Origin of the sequence: Acinetobacter sp. T_3_1 (assembly GCF_025377055.1) — a bacterium.
GTDB classification, from domain to species: Bacteria; Pseudomonadota; Gammaproteobacteria; order Pseudomonadales; family Moraxellaceae; genus Acinetobacter; species Acinetobacter kookii.
Window position 1 is genome coordinate 286729 of the sequence record NZ_JACHVD010000003.1, and the last position, 26985, is coordinate 313713.

Annotated in this window: 14 protein-coding genes; 11 read left to right on the forward strand and 3 right to left on the reverse strand. The window is 34.0% G+C overall.

Features of this window, described 5'->3' with window-relative positions:
• The first annotated feature begins 1 nt into the window (after window position 1).
• The 3 genes from H4I94_RS06300 to H4I94_RS06310 all read left to right on the forward strand — a co-directional run bounded on the left by H4I94_RS06300 (window position 2) and on the right by H4I94_RS06310 (window position 5161).
• Window positions 2-3499 carry a hypothetical protein gene (locus H4I94_RS06300; protein WP_261182393.1) on the forward strand — a complete coding sequence of 1166 codons (3498 nt, stop codon included), beginning with the start codon at window positions 2-4 and terminating at the stop codon, window positions 3497-3499.
• Window positions 3500-4263: 764 nt separating this feature from the next.
• Window positions 4264-4563, forward strand: a complete 300-nt coding sequence (locus H4I94_RS06305; protein ID WP_004971400.1) for a hypothetical protein — start codon at window positions 4264-4266, stop codon at window positions 4561-4563.
• A gap of 340 nt (window positions 4564-4903) precedes the next feature.
• On the forward strand, window positions 4904-5161 hold the full coding sequence (locus H4I94_RS06310) for a hypothetical protein (protein ID WP_261182395.1): 258 nt from the start codon (window positions 4904-4906) through the stop codon (window positions 5159-5161).
• A 42-nt stretch (window positions 5162-5203) separates the two neighbouring features.
• Here H4I94_RS06310 and H4I94_RS06315 read toward each other — a convergent pair whose 3' ends face one another.
• Together H4I94_RS06315 and H4I94_RS06320 are read right to left on the reverse strand one after the other, a co-directional pair.
• Window positions 5204-5386, reverse strand: coding sequence for a hypothetical protein (locus H4I94_RS06315; protein WP_005236300.1), 183 nt, complete (start codon window positions 5384-5386; stop codon window positions 5204-5206).
• A 99-nt stretch (window positions 5387-5485) separates the two neighbouring features.
• Entirely contained in the window at window positions 5486-6235 is a 750-nt protein-coding gene (locus tag H4I94_RS06320; protein ID WP_261182403.1) for a metallophosphoesterase, read from the reverse strand.
• 579 nt (window positions 6236-6814) lie between these two features.
• Between H4I94_RS06320 and H4I94_RS06325 the strand changes: the two genes are divergently transcribed.
• From H4I94_RS06325 to H4I94_RS06345, 5 genes are all read left to right on the forward strand, one after another.
• A complete protein-coding gene (locus H4I94_RS06325; RefSeq protein WP_261182406.1) occupies window positions 6815-8449 on the forward strand; it encodes an HNH endonuclease in 1635 nt (544 codons plus the stop codon).
• 202 nt (window positions 8450-8651) lie between these two features.
• Window positions 8652-9557 carry a DUF4007 family protein gene (locus H4I94_RS06330; RefSeq protein WP_261182408.1) on the forward strand — a complete coding sequence of 302 codons (906 nt, stop codon included), beginning with the start codon at window positions 8652-8654 and terminating at the stop codon, window positions 9555-9557.
• Window positions 9550-13020 carry a hypothetical protein gene (locus H4I94_RS06335; protein WP_261182409.1) on the forward strand — a complete coding sequence of 1157 codons (3471 nt, stop codon included), beginning with the start codon at window positions 9550-9552 and terminating at the stop codon, window positions 13018-13020. The genes H4I94_RS06330 and H4I94_RS06335 overlap by 8 nt, the downstream gene beginning before the upstream one ends.
• A gap of 1 nt (window position 13021) precedes the next feature.
• Window positions 13022-13894 carry a phosphoadenosine phosphosulfate reductase family protein gene (locus H4I94_RS06340; RefSeq protein ID WP_261182410.1) on the forward strand — a complete coding sequence of 291 codons (873 nt, stop codon included), beginning with the start codon at window positions 13022-13024 and terminating at the stop codon, window positions 13892-13894.
• An 87-nt stretch (window positions 13895-13981) separates the two neighbouring features.
• On the forward strand, window positions 13982-16210 hold the full coding sequence (locus H4I94_RS06345) for a DUF262 domain-containing protein (RefSeq protein WP_261182411.1): 2229 nt from the start codon (window positions 13982-13984) through the stop codon (window positions 16208-16210).
• A gap of 51 nt (window positions 16211-16261) precedes the next feature.
• Here the strand turns inward: H4I94_RS06345 and H4I94_RS06350 are convergent, their stop codons facing one another.
• Window positions 16262-17344, reverse strand: coding sequence for a cysteine desulfurase family protein (locus tag H4I94_RS06350; RefSeq protein ID WP_261182412.1), 1083 nt, complete (start codon window positions 17342-17344; stop codon window positions 16262-16264).
• Window positions 17345-17543: 199 nt separating this feature from the next.
• Here H4I94_RS06350 and H4I94_RS06355 point away from each other — a divergent pair, with 199 nt between their 5' ends.
• The 3 genes from H4I94_RS06355 to H4I94_RS06365 are packed head-to-tail and all read left to right on the forward strand — an operon-like array spanning window position 17544 to window position 26378.
• Window positions 17544-19406, forward strand: a complete 1863-nt coding sequence (locus H4I94_RS06355) for an AAA family ATPase (RefSeq protein WP_261182413.1) — start codon at window positions 17544-17546, stop codon at window positions 19404-19406.
• Window positions 19403-20893, forward strand: coding sequence for a hypothetical protein (locus H4I94_RS06360; RefSeq protein ID WP_261182414.1), 1491 nt, complete (start codon window positions 19403-19405; stop codon window positions 20891-20893). The genes H4I94_RS06355 and H4I94_RS06360 overlap by 4 nt, the downstream gene beginning before the upstream one ends.
• A 10-nt stretch (window positions 20894-20903) precedes the next feature.
• Window positions 20904-26378, forward strand: a complete 5475-nt coding sequence (locus H4I94_RS06365; protein ID WP_261182415.1) for an FtsK/SpoIIIE domain-containing protein — start codon at window positions 20904-20906, stop codon at window positions 26376-26378.
• The last annotated feature ends 607 nt before the right edge of the window (window positions 26379-26985 follow it).

Sequence of the window (26985 nt, forward strand, 5' to 3'; positions counted from 1 at the left end):
TGTGCTTGATACATCACTCGTTACGCAATTAGAAAATGCCATTAAAAGAGAAATCGCCGACATTTTTAAAGAAATTTCTCAGCTGATCACTGCTACATACACAGATGTAAATTCTGACCTTGCTCAAATTGATTTTAAGTGGCTTGATCAGCAAATTCTGGACAAGTTCAATATCCATAGAGCAGTTTTAGAGCAGCTCTGCCAAACATCCAAATTTAAGGACAATGCTGCAGATTACCTTCAATTCTGTTTTAAACAAGTGAAACAGATTTGTAAGGAGAAAAACCAGCAGTGGCAAAAGGATTACCCTTCCTATGCCGAGAGCTATGAGATTAAGTTGCCCGATTGGATCGTCTACACACCTAAACGTCTAGACAACGTTTTTTCAGGACGAAAGTTACAGCAGGGTACTATGCTCGTCGAGGTAAAAGAAAAACTGTATGTGAATTGGGCGGATTATCTCAAACAACAAACTCAAGGTATCCTCTTATACTCTACGGCTAAAGAGCAACAAAAATTAGTGAATACCTTGTTTGAATGTCTGTGTATTTCATTAATTTTTGATCAGGGATGCATTCAATCTGAACGGTTGCTGGCGATTCATGATGCAATTTTTAAAATGAACCTGGATAGTGGCTTGCTTCCGATCTATTCAGGTGACGAAAAGGTTCAAAAAGCTTATGTCTTTTCATACACGTTGCTCTCAACAAAGTATGGCAACATCTATCGTCAGGATGGCGAAGAAGAGATGGAGTTATGGCAAACTCAGCATATCTATTTCAATGCCTTTGTGATGCTATGTTATAGACGGATTCAGCAACTACTCAATGGACCACAAGCGTATATATTACAAAACACGTCACCATTACAATGCTGGGAAAAGGAACGCAGTGAAACCGAAGTTCCGATTCAGCGCGAAGACCTATTGTTAGAAAAACTCAAGACGCATTTCGACAGTGTGCTTAATCTGAAGAAGGAGGATAAAGCCTCTAAAAAATTGCCTGAGGAAGTACAATTTGATCATCATATTCAACTATTTTTAAAGGATCTGGAAAAAAAAGGTTTTACTGTTTTTAAACATATGGATTATGTTTTATGGCAGGAGATTCCTAATCTGGATGTGTTAAGTACCAGTGTACTGAACAATCAGATCATCACTTCGCCTTTAATCTATGAGCAGTATACACAGCTCTATGATCAACCCGATTGCTGGAAAACTATTCAAGCTAGAATCAAAAATCTTGAAAAAAAGCCTCAAGTCTTAGACTTGGAGATGCCTACAGTTACAGTCAAAACATTTCATGATCGACGAACCGGTCAACGTCATGAGCTGAAATCCTGGCTTTTATCTTTTCATCAGGATATCAAACCCAAACAGCTTGCGGATCAACTCCAAAAAAGCATCCAAAAATCTGAGGACTATAAATCTGCGTATGAGGCTGGAAATGGCGAGTACCTAGATTATGTAGTGGCTATTGCACATTTACGCGTGTGTCAGTGGTTAGAAAACGAATTTGCTTATCATGGGAAAGCAGCTATTAAAGTCTCAACAATCAAGCGTTACTATAGTAGTTTTGTGCTTGACCTACTTTGTTATGTTCTAGAACAGCAGATCAATCTAGACACAGCCACTGAAGAGCAGTTTGAGGAAATGTATCGCACGATTGTTGAAGAAAAACTGCTGAATGATCAGAAAAATCATAAAACGACCGCCCAAACCAACAACAATAAAAAATACAATACCTCGGGTTATGCCTTTGATCGGCTGAAAGCCTTTCACCAATACTTAGTCAAGAATCATCGTGCACCGATTGTGCAATATTTATATGAACGTCAAAGTGACGGTTTATTTTTAAAAACCAGACTCATTAGTCCGCAGATGTTTCAATTGATGATACGGATTCTTAGAGAATACCCAGAAGCTTTGGGTCTGGCTGAGCAGGATGCAACCTGTTTAGAATGGGTCTATACATTGGCATTTAGACTGGGTCTGCGTATTGATGAAGCTGCCGGGATCTGTATCGATGATTTTGTATCTCCGCAGTTACGAAAACATCCTGACAATCGACAGCTCTATTATGTGTTTGAATCCGCTTTAGATCAGCAGAAAGACGATCGATCTGACCATAAAATGAGAAAAACAATGGGTGATATTGATGATCTCACCCTCAGGATTCGTCTAAATTCTGAGCGTGATCTGAAAAGTGATAATGCCACGCGTCAGTTTGATTTAGTGCATTTCTTAGCACTGGACGAGTTCACAGGATTTTGTCGCTTTTATCAAAACCTGTTACCTGGCTCTAAAGCGACTGCAGCAGTTTGCAATAGAAAAACCAAACAGCTCTTTATGCTGGGTGAACAACCTTTATCCAGTACAAATTTATCAAAAATTACCCAGTTGCTGTTTAATACTGTATTAGGGACAAACGATCATCAATATACCTTTCATGCTTTCAGGCATAGTACCGCTTCACATTTGGCTATCCTTTTAAAAGGCAGCATAGCACTGGTACGTTGTTTTACTGACTATGATTCCGAGTTTGGGCGTAAGCTTAAAAAGCATATTTTACCCAATATGAAGGATGCTTCATCGCGTAGTGCCCAAGCCTGGTCTCGACTTGCGCATCTGATGGGGCATGAAGACATTCGGATCACTGCAAGACATTATCTGCATCATCTGAATATCCTGATTGCTGACATGTTTTATCAAGCAAACCGTGAATATTCACCTCAATTGATCAAGGCATTATTAGGCGATAGTCAGTTGATGCATCGCGATTTCAAAGTTGAATTTCAGTCGAATGAAAGAGATATTTTAAAATTGATGAAGAAGATTCATTCACACACAGAAAATAATTCTCAAACTGCTACATTAAAGAGCAAGAAAAAGCAGAAGCAGCCTCAACAACAGGAAGTATTTTTATACCGTGAAACGTTTTTAGACGAATACCGGAAGTGGCGGGAAAAAAAAGAAATAGCAACGATCGATCCTGAAGTATTGAAGTTCATTCAATCGATCAGCCAGCCGTTTTCTCTCTATACAAATCACGTTAAAAATGATGCTACTCCTGAGGATCTTATCGGTTTTACTTGGAATAAAATGGTGACATGGTCTAGTCTCAATCAGATTGAGAAACCTTTTAAGTTAAATAAAAATGTAACCCAGAAAGATCTTAAACATTTTTTTTATTGTTTAGAAAATAAAATTTCACTTGAAAAAGATCGTCCTATTTTGAATTTTAAGGCATCATCTGAAAATGACTTGATTGACTATCAAAGATTCTTAGATTTTATCAATAAACTTTATTCAAAAGATTCAGATAATTTTTCAAAAGATTCAGATAATTTTGAATGGGATGAATATAATCCGGGTGAATTTAATAATGTAAAAAAGGGCGAGGTGAAAATAAAAAAATATAAAATATGGAATAAAAAAGATAATAATTTTGTTCAAAAGATGCTGTTGCAAAGCGTCTTTTACAAGATGAAAGAGTGCTGAGAGTATCAAAAAAGAGTGCTGAGAGGTTCTATCAGAGGTTTAGCATATGAACGGAAATTTATCAAAAAAAATACATTGAAAACATATGGATATTGTTTTTAATTTTACAGCTTGGTTTTTCTGAGTATTGGTTTGCAGATAATCAGTTTTTTAGCGCTCAAAAATGGGGTAATTAAGAGTGAAAATCCTACCCCTATTCTTAGCTTTTTTTGAGTGATTTTAGGTAAAAATAGAAATCTTCTCGATAAGGGCTGTCATATTAAATCTATGTTAAAATTATCTAAAATTATTATTTTTTTTGAATAATATATTTTATTGGTGTTAAAGTGACAAAATAAATTTAATATTAATCTATAATAAATAGAATTTTTAATGGTTCTGGAAAGGTAATTTAAGATTTTATTTTATTTATTAATGCTTTTATTTGATTTTAAGAATAATAGTTATGGCTTTTTTAATTCATTCAGTAAGATTTTGTTAAAACCTAAGTGGGCAGAGTAAAACTTGAAGTGCGACATAAAGGTAATCCCCCGTAAAAATAAAAGGATCTAAAAGTAGAATTTTCTCTTAACATACAAGCAGGAGATTCAGTATTTGGATGGAATAACTTTTTTGCTGAATTTGCTAGCAATGCTGATGAATTTAAAGATTTTAACCTTAGAGCTGAGTAATGAACTTTTGTAGTGTCATACGCTATAGTTTTTAAATTCATCCTCATGAGCATATGATAACTTCAGTATTGACTGAATATTAAAGGATTATTTGTGAGTAGAAGTGTAAAGAAGCAACTCAGTTTCTTTTTAATCGTACTTTGCGGAGTGATTAGCTATAATTATGTAGCTACTCGCCCAGTAGAAAATACAGCGGTGAATTCCAACGTTCGAGAGCGTGAGCGAGCATTTATACAAAAACGCGCTGAATACATAAAAAATCACGGCGAGACAAGTATAGCTGAGCAAGAAATTAATAAAGAATTGGCACTCAGAAGAGGGCATTCTTTAATTAATAGTTCGTCTTCGTATCAGCGTGCTGAAGAGCAAGATCTTGAAAAATTTGTAAAGTGAGATAGATATTATAGTAGATCGGATTGTTTCTAAAGATAATGCAAAAAAAGCCTATGAATCCTCAGTAAAAAATCAAAAAAGATGAAATAATAAAGGAGGATTATATCCAGGCTATACTAAACGCAACTAATCAACCTCCTATGAAAATCGTCAGAACTGGTAAAGATGTCATGGAGTTTTTAGAGGATTGATTTTTAAGACATTGTTTTATTTTTATTTGATCGCTGTGATTTTAATGAAGTATTGCGGGATCATTACTCAATTTTAATTTATGTCATAATTTATTAATCTTAATTTCAGATAAAAATCAAGGAAAAAATTAATGTCGAGAAAGGTAATAATGACTACAAATGAAAGACGTCTTCAAGCATTAAATCAAATGCGTGCTAGCTACCGTGGTGTACAGCTTTTAAGGCAAGATAGAACTAGATTTATGCAAGATGGGTCTATTGTTCAATCCAGCTTTTCTTCCATAAGCGATAGTAGGTATCCTGCATGTGATGAACTATCAATGGAAACGGATGAGAGTGATGTGTTGAAAGAAACTGCTGAAGCTATGTACGCATCTACAGGTGATACAATTTGGTTAAGCTTTTAAATATAAAATTCAAGCGCCTTATATCGTTTCAATGAGCAGAGTTCAAAATTGCTTGAGTACGTCGTCAATTGATATTTCCTCTTCCACATAGAAAATACCATTTTGATCTGCTTTCATTTTTTTAATAGTCATACCTTCAAGCTTGGCAATCTCGATTAAATCGTCAAGTATTTGATCTGCAATTTTATTTTTCCAATCATTTTCTGGGTCTAAAGGATTCGACATGAGTTTCTCCTAGTTCATGGTGTAGAAGCTAAATCAACAGTACTATAGGATGTATGATATTAGAGTTGGTTTAAATTGCTTCAATAAGAGTATGACTACTTAAACTTCGATGATCAAATTTTCTCTAAACCCATTTTTACCTTGCTCTGGTGGATAACCCAAAGGATTGATCACTAATCTACATCCATCGACTACAGTATCCACTGATGTATGCGTATGTCCTGAAACCCATAACTTAAAGCCTTTGACATCTAAATCATTAATAAAATAGGGGTTAAGGGCTGATGCAACAGGATGCGTACCCCAATATGGATCAAGACAAGCTAAATGAGGCGGGAAGTGAGTAATGACAATCACATTATCTTGATCCTTAAATTTCATAATATTTTCATGATATTTTTTAAATAATTCTATGTAGTCATTAGCAGTTATCGTTCGATGATCATTGTCAATCATGATTTGATCAAAATCATAAATCGATTGTTCAGCATCTTTTTGGGACTGTAAAAGTACCTCAGGAGATGTAAGTGGTGAATTGGAGCGAAAGTTCGTAAACAGCGTGCCGCCAACAAATATTTTATCTTGAATTTTGATATGGTTGTCATCAAGTAATGCATTTTTTGGGTAGTTTTCTTTCAAGAAATTCACGACTGAACTGTAGTTAGAGCTGTAGTAATCATGATTACCTAAAACAAAGATAAATTTTTTATTGAGAGATTTACATTTTTCGGCAAACTCAATTGCACCACTTAAGCGATTAGAAAAATCGCCAGCATGAATAATGACGTCAGCTTGTTCTGATATCGAATATTTGGAATTATGAGTATCCGATAAAATTTGCAGTTTCAATCAACTTCCCTTATTAAAATACGCCGTTCAAATATATACATCTTCATTCGAATAAGTTTACATCAACTAAATATTAGAAATTATAAGATACTCATCTGTATCCTTAAGCCTATAAAAATATAGGTAATTATTTTTGAATCGATTGGTTAAATATTGATCATAAAATTTGACCAATTGAATTTATGCACATAAGATAAAGATGTTACAGCAAAATCTGTGACCAGGCGTGGAAACCTGTTACTCAACGAGCTAAAGAGTCGCTTTTAGTGGCTCTTTTGTGTCTACATGGCGCTTTTATGGTAAGCCAGGTAGGGCAGTCTTTGACTGGCCGTTTCGTTGAGCGGTATTTCCACACCCTATTTGGTTTGCCTCCATCTCGTGGAAAGGATGTTGGCAAAAATCAATCTATCAACGAGGTTTAAAATGCGTCTTTATACTATTTCTATCTGTTTTTTCTCTAGCAAAAAGATACTTCTGAATTAATGAATATTTAATTCATTAATCACTAACTTTAATTTTAATTACTTCTAATTTCGTAATCTTACGAGATATAGAGAAGTCTTGCCTAGAGAAAATAAAATGGCCCGTACTAAGCTTTTAACCAATATTATTCAAAGAAAAATGATGGTGCCTGACGAAATGTCGCACTCAAATCTGCACCATAACTTTGAAATATCACTTTATGACTTCGCCAACCATGAGATTCTAGAAAAACTATATAAAGCAGACAATCAACGCTCCACAGAGTGTTGGAGCCCTGCTGAAATTCAGGAGTTTATTCTAAACTGTTTGAATGATCGTAATGTCAATTTATGCGTTCGCTATTGGAAAGATGCTGCTGGTAATATTTATATCATCGATGGTGGGCACAGGATTTCAATCATTTATGCTTGGATTAAAAGATACTTTATTGATGAGCAAGTAATAGGAGCCCCAAAATTCACGGCACCACAAAAACGAGATATTCGTCAGATTCGTAATCGATTAGGTGGATTAGCTGATTTTCAAGAGTTATGTAGCGATTCTGAGTTTCAGCAAAAATTAAAATCAACCAAAATTAATTTTATTGAAGTCATTGGGACACCTGAGGAAGCTCGAAAAGCCTTTTGTTCAATCAATTCGGATACGAAACGATTAGATCCAGATGAAGAATATCATTTACAAAATAGGGGAAGTGATGCTTTTTATGTGATTTATGCGTGTTGTTATATAAACGATAATAAATCCAACTTGGCTGAACTGAATTACGAGCGGATAAATGAAGTGATCACTTTGGGTGAGCAAATTCATGATCATCTTTTTAAGATAATACTTTTAGAGCCAGATTTAACACACGGTAAAAAAATCGGCTTGGTCAATGAACTCCTGAATATCATGTTTGGTGATACTAGTCAGAATACTGTGAATATAGACCAAGGTCAGCGTGTAGAAAATTTAATGCTAAAACTTAGAGTTGTGCTGTGTCGTATCGCTACACCACCAATTAGTATTCGGATTCCAAGTTTGGGCTTACACCCAAAACTATATTTTTATAAAGATCATCGTTTTCAAGTGACATCCTTTTTGGCCTGGTTCTCTATCGTCTGTGAAATTGAAAAAGACTGTTTTGAAATACAGAATAAAAAGATAGATTTTATTGGATTTACTCGAGCACGCCGTGGTGTTGAAAGTTTAATTGAAAAAATTCCTGTGGCGATTAAAGAAACTGTCGGTAAGTTTGGTAGCGGGATCAAATCACATGAGCGATTGAAGAACGTGTATCAGGCCTTTATCTGTATTGGACTGAATATGGATTTAGATTTTGAAGATGAAGTTTGTTTGAACACCGTCATTCTTTCGATGAGTCAATCATTTGATTATATTAATTTTAATGATTTTTACCTTGAACGTTTTGGTGGTGATTATGATGAGAGCATTGTTGATGATGTTGTGAGCTTTGTGCAATCAGTAAGACCATCAAAGAAGAAAAAACCTCTAAATTTTTCAATCGCGACCAAAAGAAATCTTTATCAACGTGAGGAAAAGAAAACATGGAGCTATTGCGAAGTATGTGATAGCGCTCTATACCTTGAATCGACTGAAGTAGATCATCGAGAATCAAAAGCAGAAGGTGGCTACGGTATTCTAGAAAATGGAGCAATTATTCATCCGATATGTAATCGTTTCAAGTCGGATCGTGATTTGGATGAAGTAAGGGCTGATTTATTTGAATAGTTTGATGTATACAAAATGATAGAGAGCTTTTGCTTTCTATCAGTATATTTAAATATTATTAAAAACGATTGTGTTTTCTGTATATCATTTAAATTTAACAATAATTTAAAATTTTTAGTGTTAATTTTTTCAATCAATTGAATATCATCTACAATAATAGTACTCTCACTGGAGAAAACTCTCCAGTGACTATATTTGTACAATGAACTCAACTAATTTTACGTTACATTTCTCAGGACATGAAACTTTTGCCTTACGTTACGGGTGGCTTAATAAGGCTTATAATAATTTAAGTTTAAATGAAAAAGATATTGAAAAACAAGTTGTTGAATTGGGTGTTGGTAAGAATATGGTCAATAGTATCAAATACTGGGCCGATATCACAGGCCTAGTGCCCCTAAAAGATAGGGATAATAGTAAAGCAAATTATCAAACACAGATAAGTGATATTTTTGAAAAATATGATTCATATCTAGAGTTAAACGAATCTACGTGGCTGCTACATTACTTTATTCAAAAACGCTTTAATGATTTAACCTTTGCACGCTGGTATTTCAATTATTCAAATAAGCAAGTTTTTGATAAAGCGGAATTGGTAAGTGATTTAAATGCTTGGTTAGTGGCTAATGATCTTAAAGTCCCTTCAGAAGCTACTCTGCAAAAAGATTTTGATTGTTTCATACTTTGTTATTCTAAACGCTTGAATCGTAAACAACTGAATGAAGATGCTTTTGTTTCACCCTTGAATGAATTGAATCTTATTTATCAGGTTGAATCACATAAATTCAAAGCAGATTTACTTGAACAAAAAAATTTGCCAGTTGAAGTGTTTTTGTATTGCTTGGCTGATTTTTGGCAAGAACACTTTAGTGACTCACCTTCATTAAGTGTCGATAGTATTACAACTCATCCCGGTAGTCCTGGGAAACTATTCCGCTTGAATAATGCTGCTGTTGATTATTTTCTAAATCAATGTGCTTCATTAGATGAACGTTTTAATTGGACAGATACGTTAGGGATGAGGAGTTTGTCTTGTAATGTAATAGAGACAATAAATCTGGAAGAATTATTAGCTAAAATTTATCGTGGGTATGTAAAAAATGACTAAACATGAGAACTTAAATCATTACTATGAAATTCACGTTAATCATCTTTTATCAACACGATTAGATACAGATATATCAAAAGACTTTTTTGAGAAAATAGTCTTTCACGGAACAGCTTATAATTCTTTAAAAACAATTGTAGAGTCTTTTGAAACGAATACTCAGTCGGCTTTTACATTGACTGGTAGTTATGGCACAGGGAAATCAACTTTAGCTGCGATCTTAACTGGTCTTTTTCATCAGGATGATGAAATAAGAAATGCTGCAAGACGATTAGTTAATGATCCTGAGTTATTACAAAAAATAGATAGCGTTTTCAATATATCTAGTGAAAAGCCTTGGTTAATTATTAAAGCCGTAGGTGGGGTAACTTCTCCTGTCGAGTTGTTCTACAAGTCTATACTTAAGGCTCTTCAAGATTCTAACCTTATGGAATTCTTTGAAGATGACCTTTTTTTCCTTCCAGAGCAAATTGATAGTGATCAACAGTTAATCGAATGGATTGATGAGGTATTTCGAGCTTTAGACGGTAAAATTGCTGGTAGTTTATTTATTTTAGATGAAATGGGTAAATTATTAGATCATATTGCTCGAAATAATGGCGATCTTCATCTTTTTCAAGAGTTATCGGAAAGAATTAATCGACTTTCTACAAAGCAATGTCCTTTTATATTCTTAGGAATTTTACATCAAGCATTTTCTGATTATGCAAGAGGGATGAGCCATCATATCGCTTTGGAATGGGCAAAAATTCAAGGTCGATATATTGATATCGCTTATAGAATTTCATTGGATGAATCGGTTGCTTTAGTTTCTAAAACGATTAAAAAAACTGAGCATCAGCTTCCAGAGGCAATAACAACTCTAAATACTGCATTCATAAATGAAGTTGCTCAGTCTATAAAATCACGGTTAACTGAAAATAGCCCAAAACTTCGTTCTTATTTATTTGATGCATTGCCTTTGCATCCTTTAACTACAGTACTTTTAGGGATTATTGCTAAGAGCAGCTTTAGTCAGAATGAACGTAGTATTTTTAGCTTTTTATTATCAGTAGAACCCTATAGCTTTAGAAAGTTTTTAGAATCTGATGCAAAATTAACTTCTACTTATACGATCATCGATTTATGGGACTATTTAAGTCACAATTTACAGCATCAGATTTTGAGCTCGAAAGAGGGGCATTCTTGGGCAATTGTAGAAGAGGCATTAACTTTATTAAGTAAGCAACTTAGTAAAACTCAAATTGAATCTCCTGAGAGAGTGGAGCTTTATTTTAATATAGTTAAAGCTATTGCAATGATGAATATTTTTGGTAAACCTCTAGGTATTTATCCAACTGAAGCATTGATTGCACATTCATTGTCAACTTCATCAAAAAACTTAGACATACTTTCGGAATGCTTGCTACATCTCCAAAATTGGGGGGTGATAACATATTGGCACCGTACCGTATCTTATGAAGTTGTAGAGACATCAGAACTTAACATTCAGCAGCTTGTTCAGGAAAAGTTAGAGACATTAAGCAATCAACAAAATTATTTTGAACATATTGCTTATAAAGGAAACTCTGTATTGGCTAAGCGGCATTATCATGAAAAAGGGGTAATGCGTTGGATGGAACAACATTTAGTGAGCGATCTTGCTGGTTTGCAGCGTTTGATTGCTAGTTCTGATTTCAATAAAACAAAAGCTTTTGCACATTTTGTCCTTATCACCGACCAATCTCTTAATTCGACAAAACTTATTGAAATCTCAAATCAATATTCACGTCTGGTTATAGCTAAGCTAGATAAGATGAATGAGATTTTGAGCTGGTCTAAGGAAATTTTTGCTCTAAATGAAATCTTTAGAGAACTCCCAAAACTGATGATGGATACTGTTGCTAAAAAAGAATATGAGCAACGATTAACTTATGCTTATCAACAGGTAGATGAATTATTTAGACAGTCTTTCGAATCAGTTGATTGGTATTTCCGAGGTGAAAAACTCGTTTCTAATTCATTATCGATGATTGTTTCAAAGTTAGCTGATGAGATATTTGATGCTTGTCCGACTATATTTAATGAATTGGTTGTTCGCCATGATGTTTCTAGTTCTGCTGCATCAGGGCGAAAGAAACTCATGGAAAAAATGTTGGAAAATGCTGATCAAGAAAATCTGGGTATTGATAAATTCCCACCAGAGAAAGCTATTTATCTGTCATGTATTAAACAATTAGGGTTACATCAATATCATGAGGAAACTGATACATGGGTATTTGATTTTCCAAAACTAAATAACACTACTGAGGTAGGCAATAAGAATCTTGAACACGTTTCAAAGTTGTTTGAACGTGGATACCAAGTGTTTACAGATCATAAATCTTTAGTGCCTTTAACTGAGCTTTATAAAGTTTGGTCGGATTCTCCCTTTGGAATTCCCCAAGGGCTATTACCGATTTTTGCTTTAACATTGTTGCTAGCAAAAGAAACTAGTCTGGCTTTTTATGACAAAGATGTGACTCAAGAATTTAAATTTATTAGTGATATAGATGAAGAGTATATCAATAAATTAGTTAAGAGACCGCATGAGGTTGCTGTCAAATACATTAAAGAGCCTGCAGAAAAAAATCGATTTATTAATTTATTAGCGAATAGCATTAAATACATATTTGAAAAGAATATCGAAGCTACTCCATTGAGTGTTGCACGATTCTTAGTTTCATATACGGTTAAGCAGCCGAGTTGGGTGAAGTTTTCTAAAGATACAGAGTTTTTTGATGAGAAAGTTCAACAACTTCGAGCTTTTCTTGTTAAGGCGGATGATCCCTATAAATTACTTTTTGAAGATTTATATGATGCTCTAGAAGTAGCAACTAGAAATGATGACTTAATTCTTGCTGATTTATCAAATTTTCTCGGTAGTTTTATGGCGGCTAAGCCAGATCTTTTGAAAAAATTTGAAGCTAAATTATATAAAGAGCTTGGAGATATTACTCCTGAAATCATTGAAGAAGCTAATGCTGTAAGTAAATTTGCTGCTGATTGGAAAATGAAAAAATTTGCAGAGCATCTATCGAGAAGCTCTAATGATTCAACTTTCTGGCTTACTAATATAATTACTTTATTAGGTCAGATACCTGAAAAAGACTGGACAGATGATAGTCTAAAAAAAGCTTTTGAAGCATTGCCAGGCTATGTTCAGCGTTTCAAGCAATTGAGCTTCTTTGCTAAAAATGCAGATAAATCTGAGGAAACTAGCTCTAATAAAAGGTCTTTAGCAGTAATTGTTAATACTGAGCAAGGATTCGAAGAGTATAACCGAGATGTTATCGTCGATCCGAATATGGAGAATAAATTAAATACTTTGCAAAAAGAGTTGTTTAAGCAGGTAGATGGTACCGATCTCAGTGATGATGCTAAAGCAATGGTATTATATGCGTTGCTTAAAGAGTATTTACATCCGATCGGTGAGGACAAATAGCATGACCCTTGAAAAGCCAGTTAAACATGTTTTAGGACTCTCTGGTGGGAAGGATAGTGCAGCACTCGCCGTATATATGCGTGATCACTATCCTGAATTAGAAATAGAGTACTTTTTTACAGATACTGGTAAAGAATTACCAGAAGTTATGGATTACCTAAATAAGCTGGAAGCTTATTTGGGTAAACCTATTTTGCGCTTGGGTGCAGACAAGGATTTTGATTATTGGCTTAAGGAATATAATCATTTCCTTCCATCTGGTCATCAGCGTTGGTGTACCGTACAAATGAAATTAGTACCATTTGAAAAATGGGTGAAGCCATTTCTTGATGAAGGGTATGAAATTATTAGCTATGTGGGTATACGCGCGGATGAGCCTTGGCGTGAAGGTTACGTGCCAACACAAAAGTTTTTAACCACTAAAATGCCATTTGCTGAAGATGGTTTGGTTAAGGAAGATATTATTAATATCTTGGAAGGTACTGGACTTGGCCTTCCAAAATATTATGAATGGCGTTCACGTAGTGGTTGCACATTCTGCTTTTATCAAAGAAAAATTGAATGGGTTCGTTTAATGGAGAGACACCCAGATAAATTTGAAGAAGCTAAGGCTTATGAAAAGCAGATTAATGATGAGAAGTCCACGAATGGTGAAACATATTACTGGATGGGCAAGAATAATCCTTTAAGTACTTTGGAAGATCCAGTACGTGTAGCCCAAATTAAAGCAGACCATGAAAAGAAACTGGAAAGATTTAAGAAAAAACGCCGTCGTAATGCATTACATGATGATCAATTGATTGAGATGATTGATTTAGATGCATTGTATGATGATATGGAAGGTGGGGGGGCTTGTGTGACTTGTTATAAGTGATCTCAGGCTGATTTTTTCTTGTAATTTAAACCCTTACCAGTATGATTGTATAAATTTTTATATCAATTAACTAGGTGAGGGGGAAAAATGCAATTAAGCGGTGCAATTTTAAGAAATTTTTGGGGTATCGGTTCTTTAGTTACCCAAGAAAGTATAACAGATTATTTTTCCCTAAAAGTTCCTCATTATCAAAGACCATATAAGTGGGGAGTATCACAGATTGAAACCCTCATTAGAGATTGGAAGGAAAATATCATAGAGGGGCAAGATGATAATGATAAAAAGTATTTCGCTGGATCTGTTGTAGCTGTAGCTACACCGGGTGAAAGTTTTCATTCTTTAATTGATGGACAACAACGAGTAACCACATTGTTTTTAACGAATTTTATTAATTTCGTTATTCTTAGAAAATTAATTTTATCGGAAGTTGAGAGAAAAAGATGTGGTAAGTTGCAGAAGTTAAATGAAAAACTTGAGAATGCTGCACAATTTCTGTTTAAAGATAATGAAATTTTGTTAGAAATTAAGCAGGGAATTCATGAGTTAAATAAAATTTCTGATGAAGATGAAATGGCTGAACTGCATGAGCAAGAGGGGGCATTAGAAAAGATACAAGAAATTTTATGGATCCCAAAATATGACACTGAAGATAATTATAAAAATAAATTTAAAGAGTTGATGTGTAAGAAAATAAAAAATGATAGTTTAAATTTACATTATGATCGTTCATCATTTAATAAAAGTTTGAGTAAAGTTTTATCACAATTCTATATCAATTTTGGGGACACACAGGAACTAAAATATGAAAATCTTGAGTATGATATTTTAACAGAAAATGAAAAAGTATATGCTGATGCATTGAAAGTTATATTAACTACTTTTCAAAATGAGTTTAAAAATAATGGAGAGGATATCTATAAATATATTTATTCCCTTCATGAAAAAATCCATAACTTTTTAAAAGAAGTAAATGTCTGTGTTATTCAAACAATGAATACAGATGATGCATATACATTATTTGAAGTAATGAATGATAGGGCATTAGCACTCGATGACTTAGATTTAATTAAAAATCAATTTTTTAAAAAATTTGTTAATACAAATGCAAATATTGATAATTCAAAGATGGATGAAATCATCCAAAAATTAGATGATCAATGGGGGGATAAAATATTTCATCATAAAAATATGAATCAAACATATAAAAAATTAGTAACGTATTTAGCGACTGTTTATATTACAAAATCTACTGAATTAAGGAATGAAAGTAGTGAAAAATACCGTTTGAATCTGGCAAATTATCTTAAAATGGATAATTATACTCAAGATGATATTCAGCGGGACTTTAATATTTTTGAAGCTTGTTTTCAAATATTGAAATTGACTAATCTTCCAGTTCAGCGAAAAGAAAATCATTCTATTATTGCTCAATATGAAAATCAGTCAGAATTTAAGAAAAGTCTATATTTGTTTAATGCTTTAAAACAAGATGGAGTAATGTCAGGATTAATTAATTTCACATTATTTACAATTGAAAACATTGATAGTAATTTTAATCCAGATAAAGTAGTTAAAATCATTAAATTACTTCTAGAAAGTAGTTTAGATAAAAATAAGGTTATGCTGGATCTAGACTTAGATGAAAAAGAAGCATCGGAAGTTTTAGAGAAACTAAATAATATTCATAAGCAAGCGAAAGTCTTATGGCGATCTTCGTTAATGGCTAACTCAGCCGAATTACCTAGAGAAATGGCTAAGTCAATTATTGAAGATAATCATTTATTATCTCAGCGTGATCATGGTTTAGTTATAAAGGAATTAGATTTAATTAAACATCAAACTGAGTTTGAAAAGTGGTTAAATACTTGGCAGTATGAGCCTGGTCCTTTATTTAAGGTGAAAACTTTATTTGCTTCCATTATTCAATACAGTTTGAAGGATGATGGGACCTTGACTATAAAACCGATTAAGTTAAATGTAAGTTCTAATACTACGGGACTTATGGAATTGGATCATATGGTTGCAAGAAATCTAGATGGTTCAAGTGTCTTTAATTTTGATCATACTGAAAGAGATATTTTTGTTAATGGTCTTGGCAATATGATGCCCTTACCGAAGGTAGATAATATTCACAAATCTAATGAGTCTCTAGAAACAGCTTTTAAATATTATGAAGCTGCAGGATTGGATGGTCACTTTCTAATTAAGCACGCTAAGGAAGCTGTAATGGAGGTTGTTGCTCAAAAGAAACGACCTGAAGATTTCTTTACTGAGCGAAAAACGAATCTGATTAATTATTTTAAGCAGATTGTTTAACTTAAAAATAAATAAAATATTCAATAAAAAAAGGATCTTACGATCCTTTTTTTATTGAAAAAAATTTAAAATATTACTATCAAATTTATTAAACGAAAATCGTATTGAGGATTGAGCTTCCTCAAAACTTAACCCTATTTCGCGCAGTACATAAGACATTTCAATGTTCATCGATGAGCAAGCTGAACCTTGAGAACATAAAAAATCTGAGTTTGCTACAAAATACGATGCATCAAAGTTCGGTAAGCGAACATTTAAAATATGAGGAATGTAATGTGTATCTGGAGAGTTGATTACTCCACCCATTTCAATAACTTTTGCTCGCAGCAAAGAACTTATTTTATTTACTTCCTCAAAACTATCTTCAATAGTTTGGTCTTCTACAGCGGCACCGAATCCTAAAATCAATGGGGTAGCAAGAGTGCCGCCTCTTAACCCGTATTCTTGACCAGCTCCATGAATAACAGGTTGCATCCTAGTTTCCCTTAAGTCTCTCATGTACAGTGCTCCAATACCTTTAGGACCATAAATTTTATGAGCAGATAAAGAGAGTATATCTACATTTAACTCATCAACATCGATGGGGATTTTTTTATAGGATTGAGCCGCATCTACATGAAATTTGATATCTCTTTCAAAACAAGCCTGCCCTATAGCTGCAATAGGTTGGATTGACCCTAGCTCATTATTCACATGCATTAGACTAACTAAGACAGTATCCTCTCTCATCGCAGAAATAACGTCTTTCGCATCAATAATTCCATTTTTCTGGGGAGGAATATATGTGATGTCATAACCATGTTCTTTTTCTAAGAAGTGGCATATGGAGAGAATACATTTATGTTCTATAGAGGAGGTGATGATATGCTTTCCTTTTTTTTGATTTGCTAAAACATATCCTTTGATTGCTAAATTATTTGACTCAGATGCTCCACTAGTAAAGATAATTTCACTTTTATAGGCTCCGATAGAATCAGCAATGATTTCTCTTGCTCTTTCAATTCTTTCTGCTGACATACGACCTAACTTATGAGCAGAGGATGGATTTGAATATTCTTCTTCAAATGCTCGAAATAGTTCTTTTTTAACAGAGGGCAGTAGTGGTGTAGACGCTGCGAAATCTAAATAAATCATTTTTGATCTAATGACAAAACAGATATTTTAAGCATCTCTTTTTTTTTAGATTTAAGCAAATATTCTTATGCATAAATTAGAAGATTCTTATAAATAGAATGTTTATTCAAAAAGAAGAATTAGTTTAGTACAATTAGTTCATTGTTATAATAAATTTATTTACATATTAGATATAACGGAAATAATTGAGGGGTAATTTATGTCAGATTTACAATATAAGCCATCTGCGAGATGGATACGTTATTTGCGTAGTTACGGCCCAACTCCAAATAATGCTGTTATGTTTGATGAACATGTTACAAAAGCAGCGCGTCTAGCTAAAATTGACCCAATAGAATTACCTATCCCATTACTATCTAATATTTTAAAAGCAGTACATGCAGAGGACGGCGGTTCTATTGTCATTGCAGGAACTGCTGGAGATGGGAAAACCTATCATTGTCGTGCCCTATGGGAAGCAATAGGAGGAGACCCTTCTGAGTGGAATGATTCACATGCAGCAATTAAAAATTTAAACATTAATAATAAAATAATATATTTCGTTAAAGATTTAAGTGAATTAAATGAAAAAGATGGGAAATTTGTTCTTGAACTATTAGAGAGATCCGTTTTAGAAAATGACAATAAACATATTCTGGTTATTGCTGCCAATCATGGACAAATTTTAGAACGTTTACGTAAACGTTCTTATAAAGAATTCTCTACCCATCCAATACGAGAAACTTTAGAGCAAGTTTTTTTGCAAACTGGCGAAGGGCTTTCTAGATTACATGTATTTGACTTAAGCCGTAGTACTCATCGTAAGTCATTAACTGATGTGCTAGATATATTAATCACCCATCCTGAATGGGAAAAATGTTCAAATTGTTATTTTCAAAGTAGTGGTAAAGGCTGCCCGATCAGTGAAAATCGTCAACGACTACTTGGTGCAACATTCGAATCTGAACAACTACGTTCACGTTTATCCGATTTAATTGATATTGCAAGGTTAAATGGCTCACATTTACCTGTTCGTGATTTACTCGCTTTATGTGCAAATATTTTGCTTGGTCATGCTGATGTTAAAGATGGACTGATGCGTTGTGATGATATTGAGAAAATAGTAAATGAAGGCACATTTTCGAAAGGGAATTTGTATGACAATATTATGGCAAAAAATTTACCTAATCAGCGAGTAGGAGAACGCCCTGTTTTTAAAGCTTTATCTTCTTTTCAAATAGGTGAAGAAACAACAAATGAAATTGATGGGTTATTAATTTATGGTCGCTACGATAGTGAATTATCCCCAATCTATGAAGATCTTATCGAAAATGATAAACAGTATGGAGGTTCAGCTTATTTTAAGAAAGCCCAAGAAGCTTATTTAGAAGGTGATGAATACCAAAAAGAAAACATTAATCAAAAACTTATTCAGTTATTAGAAAGCCAACGCCGTCGATTGTTCTTTACCTTACCTGATAGCAGTTTAGGTAAAAACTATTTTTGGAATCTAAGTGCATACAGATATGCTGCTTCTTATTTAGATCTTATTAAAAATCTCAAAAATAATCAGCCAATTCCTGAGGATATACGTCAATTAATTACATTGGGTATTAATCGTATTATGACGGGAATTTTAGTAGAAGAAGTAGAAAATATTATAGTTGCAACATCTGGAGGCTTTACAGAATCAAAAGTGAGCGTACTAACTAAAGAAGAAATACCAGCGCGTCCTACAAGAAGAAACACAGAGGGGATGCTGATCAATCTGAATCATAATAATAGGCCATTAATTAATTTTCATATGGAAGATGATAAGGATGGGGTTCCTTTTGAGTTAACACCAATTAGATTCGAATTTTTGGCGAGAGTTGCCAATGGAATCTTACCTAATAGTTTTTCTAGTGAGTGTTTGGAAGATCTATTAGCTTTAAAGTCAAAACTATTACGAAGAGCTGAGCAAATACAACTCGAATTTGGTGATAGCTACATAGCTAATAACATTAATACTTTGCCTTTAAAATTTGTAAATGATGGATTTAGTCATGGTTCTAAACATATATCAGTGAGACTAGATAAATGAAATTCCTAGAAGATGTTGATTTTGTCGTTGATGAAAAAATTTGGGGACATCGTTTATATGATGAGCAGTTACCTCATTTAATCTTATTAGAATTTCTAGGAATATTAGCTTCACATCGAGATGATCCATTAAATGAAGTAGATGATAAAGTAATTTATAAGCCCCAGCGTCAGCTCCGATTACGCGGAGTATTATTTAATAATCCATATATAAATATAATCGCATCTTCTAATAAGTCTGACGAAAAAAAATGGCAAGAATGGTTTGAGGAATATCAAAAAGGTGCATATGCAGAAGAAGATATGACTTATTTGAAAGAGGTCTTTAATTCATTTGATGATTTTGCACGTGTTATTGAATTATTGAGATCTTCGTCTTTTGAGATAAATAGTAATAAAAGATGGAGTTCAAAATTTGTCTTCCCATTCGGGCCTGATGCCTTATATGAAGATTTGCGAATTGATAAATCTGAAACGAATGACAGACGATTTTTTGCACGAACAGGTGAAATTTTGTATTTAATGCTTTGTCGTGCTGAGAATAAGAATGAATTGGGAGAGCTGTTAGTCAAACGTCTTTTAGAATCTGATTTGTCTCTAAATCGACTAGTGAAAGCTATTCAAGGTGACAGACAAGAGGCAAAACTAGCTAAAGAGATTAGTAGTTTGCAATTACCAATCCTTAAACATGATCGTTTTGATCAGCTCTGCCGTGATTGGATTCATATCCTAAAACAAGATATTCCTTCCTATGATGCAATTTCATACTTAATGTTTTCAGCTGGTTTGAACATGTTATTGTATTTTCTTGAGCGCTCGAAAGAAGTTTTATCTGAAGAAAAGCCTCTAAGATTAGTTTGTGAAATCATTTCTAAAAATCGAACTAAAATAAGAGCAATTTCTGCGGATGATTATCAACATAATCAGAATTTGTCTATACGCTCCATTGCTGCAGAAATTGAAAATATTCAGCAACATGAAGAGTGGATGTCCGCATCTTCACAACTTTATCCAGAGTCAGAATATATACGCTTAATGCAGAAGCAATTTAAATGGCCAAGTGAAGATGAAGAAAGTTCAGACTGGTCAGCTGATTCACTTATTGAAAAGTTAATTGATAAAGCTCAACTCAGACACAAGCAACATTTAGCAAAAGTCCACTCAGCTTGGTCCAAGGCTATTGGTTTAAGTTCTCGTCGCTTATCTATAAGAATGCGTTATGCGCCTAATGATCATTTTTTGAAATCGCTTGTTATTACAGTAGTTGATAAACGCATGCCTTTTGATGATTTCTTAGAAGTAATTAAAAATCGATATGGTTTAGTGGTTGGTGAGGCACAAGCTCAAGAGCTTATTACTAGTAATCAAGTGGATCAGGAAGCTTTCAGTAAAAATAGTGAATATCTAGCTGAACGTTTAATGAGTTTAGGTTTAGTTAGACAATTGTCTGATGGATGTGCTTTTGTAGAAAACCCATTTAATATTTAAGGAAATGAATATGCAAGAAAATAAAATTATTGGATGGGTTGGTGCTGTATATTTTGAAAATTACCTCCAGCAAATAAATGATTCTCAGCTAACAAACGAACCATTAAATATTGAAACTGCGTTATTTAGACTAGACCAATTAACGGCAGGCCAAATTGCTACAATTGTAAAGGAAATATTGTCGAGGCCATCTTTAGAACAGTATATTTCACTTAAAATTCCAAGAGCTTTAATTGGAGATGAAGTATTACCTAATGAAGTATTGATTGATGATAATGCTGCCAGTGTTCGAAATCAGAGTATTGAAAAACAGATATTAATAACAGCAAGCTCTAGAAATGACATTGGAGATACTCTTGCGCATATTACTATCGTCAGTGCAAAAGAGTTAAAGGCAAATAGTGATGCGTGGGTTCAAGCATGTTGTCAATTAGGGAATTTAGTCCTTACTCCAGATGATCAAAAAACTTTTGCAAAAGCACTAGAAGCACTGATTGATTCTATTGAGCTTTCACTGGTACAGATTGCTAATTTTTGTCTTAGTATTATTGAGGCAAATAATGTTCATGGATTAGCGATAAGACAGGCAATAGGATGGGCTCTACCAAGTATAGGGTTGCCTCGAGATACTTACTTTTTTAGTAATGCTAAAGCATTTTCGCACGCTAATCGTCCTTGGAAAAATGCCTTTGATAAATTAGCGACGCATCGATATCCCTTATTAAAGTATCAAAAGGCAAATGGTCAACCATTAGATCCTGCAGAAATGGAAAATCGTCTGAATGATAATTTGGAAGATATAGAAGAAGACGTTATTCCTGTTTTGCAACGATTTATAAAGGGCTCTATTAATGATATTGAAGCTATTCAAGCACTCGCAGAATTAGAGTGGGAACAAGATAAGGTTTATCTTATTTTTGACCGGCCGAAAGAAAAACAAAGTGGGTTAGCTGAATCTACTTTGCAATTTTTCTCAGATATTTGTGACCCAGATGATGCATTAACTGAAGAGTGGTGCAATCACTTAAATGATTTAAAAACACGAGAAAAAAGAGGCGAATGGATTGATGAAGATAAAATTTTCTTTGATCTACATCGTTATTTCTTAGAGCAAGATACAAAATTATTAGCACGTTGGGAAAAAATCATCTTTGGCCAGGCTATAGAGTGTCAGGATTTTTTAGAGGGATTAGTTTCTGCGACTTATCAATTACTTGCTGGATCAGAGGATTTCAATGGTGAACGTTACTTAAAAATCTCAGTCAACAAGGGAAGAAAAGCTTGGCTTGATCAGTTTAATCATGATGCAGTGACATTCTTTTCTGTAATGTATCGTGGTTTATATAACGCGATGGGATCTAGAATTGTTTGGGAAATTCCAAATCAAAAAACTCAATTACCAGATATCTTATTTGATTATGAAGCTTTCTTAAATAAACAAAAAGAACGTCTCGGAAAGAAATTTAAATCAATAAAATCTCTATCACGAGCTGCATTGCAAATTAAATTTGAAGTTGCACTAGTTGAACGTCAGTTAAGTAATCAAGAAGTTATTTTGAAGAAGAATCAACTGATATGGAATTACTCAGCTAATTCTATTGGGCTTGCTCTTGCTGATGACTTAGGGCGAATACTTGAGAAAGGAGGGATTGCTTGTACACAAGTCAGTCGGAAAATAGTGAGCAAAAAAGGGGGAGTGCAAAGTGTTTCTCTTTTGAATGTTGGTAGTTTAGAAGCTACCTTTTCAAATGATCCAGGCTCTCTCATCCCATCAGCTAGTAAATTAAAAAGTCAACGTCATCAAATTAAACAATCTCTTGAAGACTTATTTAAGGATGGATTTATAAATGACGTCGCATATAAAGAGATAAAAGAAAGCTGGGAAAAATTTGAAAAAGTTTATCCTTTTGCACTTCAAAATTTTAAACAACATGGATTAAATCAACCAAGTATATTTGATCAAGCCGATGCATATGCTGAATTATTAGATACGCTATTAACTTATGCATGTAACGATGTTAGCCGGGAAAAACTTGTATCTAAGGTAATGTCTATTGGAACTGTTATAGTCTCAGGAGAGCAATCTACTCTAATAATTCCACCTTGGCATCCTGAGCGTTTAAAGGCGTTAGCTGTTAAAACTAAACGAACAACTGCATTACTAACCCATTTATTGACAGCTGATAGTATTAAATTTGGTGATAGAAATATTTTCTTTAAAGAGTTTTTTGATGAACTTAAACATCCTTTCTATCCAGAAGTAGCAATACTTCAAAAGAAAAATGTTGCGGAGGCAGAGCTAGTTACAGTTACTAGTACAGTGAATGGCTATAGTCTTCTAGAAGCTCCTATGAATTCGGGGCAGACACTTAGTGATACTTCCCCGCAAATAGCAGCCAGACAAATTAATGAACTTATAGAACGATATATAGGGTTACAACCTCATAAAATTCGCAATTTAAATATTTTATTATATAACTCTGATGCAGCGGACTTGCCATTAGCTGTGGTTAAAGAACTCTCTAATCTGTATGAAACGGAACAAGCTGAGATGAAATGTAATGTCATAGTTCGACATACAGAGCCAAGACATTTAGCTTCTATTTATGCAGAATTAGTGAATAAGGCTGCAGAAGATGAAGATTTACCACTCGTAAGTGAAATATCTGATAATTTTATTTCTAAATTAAGGATAGGCGTCTCTAAATCTGCAGGAGTAGACTGTAATTCTCAGTTAGGTTCTAAGCCATTTGATATCGCATTTTTACATGATGTTGTAGCAAGGACAGCGACAATAGAATGGATTCCTGCTCCTTGGAGCGAGAATCGTCAGAATTTAGAACATGCCCCTTCACGCTGGTCTTATAGGCGTGTAGCAAAAGATGGTGAGCTTAAATCAACTAGTTTTCTAACTTGCCCATGGCAGACTGCAACCGGTTGGAGCTATTTGGCTGCGGTAGCTGCTCTCGCGAAAAAAGATGCAATTAATAAAAATGACCGCTTGCTTCCGGCTCGTCAGATTTCATTACAGCATCAACGTTTAGCTGAAATAATGGATGATGCCCATCAGCAAGCAGAATGGGTTGCCACATATGATGAACTTTTAGATAAAAAACAATTGCAAAATCAAAATATTACAGTAGTTCGATATCGTAGAAATTCAACGAATGGTCGTAATATGATTGTTAGCTCTACTGCTGATTTAAGATTATTAAATGGACTTACGTATCGTCGTTTAGAAGCTCTATCATTATCTTTTAATCAAGCGGAATTGAATGATCTTACTAAACTAATTAAAAAAGATGCTCTATCTATTTCTGGACAGATTGTATTGCGTGCTGCACGTCGTGGTATATCTGCTGGTGAAATGTTAGGGTTAGTAGTGAGTCGTTATTTAATCTCTAATGAATTTAAACATTTAAATAATAATCGTGAAGCAATTAATGTCTATTTCTTACTAGATGACTATGCATCTTGGTTATCTCAAAAAGAAAGTCGAATCGCTGATTTACTTGCTCTGTCTATAATTGATTGTGGTGATGAAATTCATTTGCACATTGCAATTGTTGAATCTAAATATGTTTCATATGAAGGCGTCGCAGATGCAAGACGCTCATCAAAAGCACAGTTGATGGCGACATTAACATCTTTTAGAGATGCTTTATTTGGAGACCCGGGCCGATTAGATAGAGACGTCTGGTTATCACGTATTTCTGATCTACTTGTTGATGCTGATGTAGGAATTGGCCAAACTGACCTACTAGAACGAGCACGAATAGCCATTCGTGAAGGAACAGTTAATATCTCTTTACGAGGATATTCTCATGTGTTCGTTCACAGTAATGATGTATCAGCTACTAATTCTCTGTCAGAACAGTTAGAGATCGATAGCTCAAATATTTTCCAAGCATGGCAGGAAGTATTTGATCGGAAGGAGCTTCGTGCTCTAGTCGAAGCATATGCTAAACAAGAAGATTCTTTATATGTTAGATCCGTATTAGGTACAACAGAGCCATGGAAAAATATCATTCTTAATAAGCCTGCTCCTCAAGTGAATTGGACATCACAGGTTGATGAATTACATGGTTTTGGACCTAAAGATGTATTACCAAATACTTTAGAAGAAACACAAGTTCCAGAAAAAAGTGATCAGATACAAATAGAGTTTAATGATGTAGTTTCTAAAGAGGAGAATAATTCATCTGACCAAATATTAGGTGAAATATCTAAGATAGGTAAATCTACGATTGATTTAGTTCAAACAGATGTAGCAACATCTAATTTAGCTGAGTTAATTCAGTCGAATAATTCGTCACAAAATCAGAAAGATGCATCTAGAGAAGAATGGGCAGAAAAAATTACTAAAGATTTAAGGAAAGCGTTAAATGGATGGGGTTTCCAAGTAAATGTACTAGGAACACGAATTACTCCAAACGGATGTCTGGTCCGTCTGGCTGGATCAGATCGTTTGCGAGTTGAGGATATTGAAGCTAAGCGAACTCAATTGTTAACCACACATGCGATAAATATTATTACTGTACAACCTAAACCTGGTGAAATTGTTGTAACGATCTCAAGCGAGATACGACAAGCTGTTTCAATATGGGATTTATGGCAACGCCGTTTAATAAATCGTAATAAAGCGGGGATTAACGTTTCCTTTGTCATAGGGGTGCAAGAACTTAATGGTGAATTACTATATTTAAATTTAGGTGGGGATTTTGCTGGGTTACCTGGGCATGAGCCACACACACTAGTAGCTGGTGCTACAGGAAGTGGTAAATCAGTATTGCTACAAGTTCTACTTCTTGATATGGCTGCTACAAATTCTAGAGATTTAGCTCAGATTATTCTTATTGATCCTAAAATGGGTGTTGATTATTCAGCTTTAGAAGATTTACCTCATATGCGTGAACCAATTATTACAACTAAAGAGCGAGCGACGGAAGTTCTTGCAAATTTAGTTGATGAAATGGAAAATCGCTATCAATTATTTGCTCAGGCAAGAGCTAGAGATTTAGCGACATATAATTCTAAAGTTGCTGTGAGTGATAGATTACCTATGGTATTTCTAGTTCATGATGAATTTGCTGATTGGATGTTTGATGATACTTACAAAGCGGACGTAGGTTCGGCTGTTCAGAGATTAGGTGTGAAAGCTCGAGCAGCAGGTATCCACTTAATATTTGCTGCACAAAGACCAGATAAGGATGTTATGCCAATGCAACTACGAGAAAATTTGGGTAATCGCCTAATTTTAAAAGTTGCTAGTGAGGCGACTTCAAAGATTGCCCTTGATCGTCCAGGGGCTGAGAGATTATTAGGTAAAGGACATCTAGCTGCTAAACTAAATGGTGATTTGATATATGCTCAGGTACCCTTTGTTTCTGATGATGAGATAAATCAAATCGTAGAAACGATAGTCAGAGATAATGGTACTACCCAACACTTATCTAGTCTTGAAAACAAAGAAATTACTTGTTAGTAGTTAGTAAAAGAAGAGGGCATTAAGTCCTCTTCTTTATGGGAGGATTCCCAGGCCAGTGTCTATTTTGATTATCAAGAAATTGTAGACTGGCATAAAAAGCAACTTGAATTGAGATAATTGTTTTAAACAGCTAGTAGAGCTAAAGATTATAGTAGTAATCTTTAGTTAGATTCCAAATTATATTTACCTATAACGCTTAGGTGAAATAGAGGTCAATTAGACTCTTTATCTTAACTAGGTACTTTTTAGGGAAACTAGATTTAAATTGAGAAATCAACACTGCATATGAGGTTCTTGAATTGAATAGTTCTTTGGGAATTCAAGGCTGTCTTGAATAAGTTATGTAAGAAGTAAAACTTGATAAAAATATCCAAATTTAAGATATGAGAAACATTGTTTCGTAAGACAAGCAAAATTTGTTTAAGAGAGGGGAAGTTATTCAATTTTTCAAATTTATGAAGGAGATCTACTGAAAGATATGGGGACGAATAAAATTAGTCTCCTAAATAATTGTTTTTAAAAATATTTAATTTAATTGTAAAAATATAAAAAAAGTAGAATTTATAAGGAAATAGTAAAAAAAAATAGTATAATTTTCTCGTTA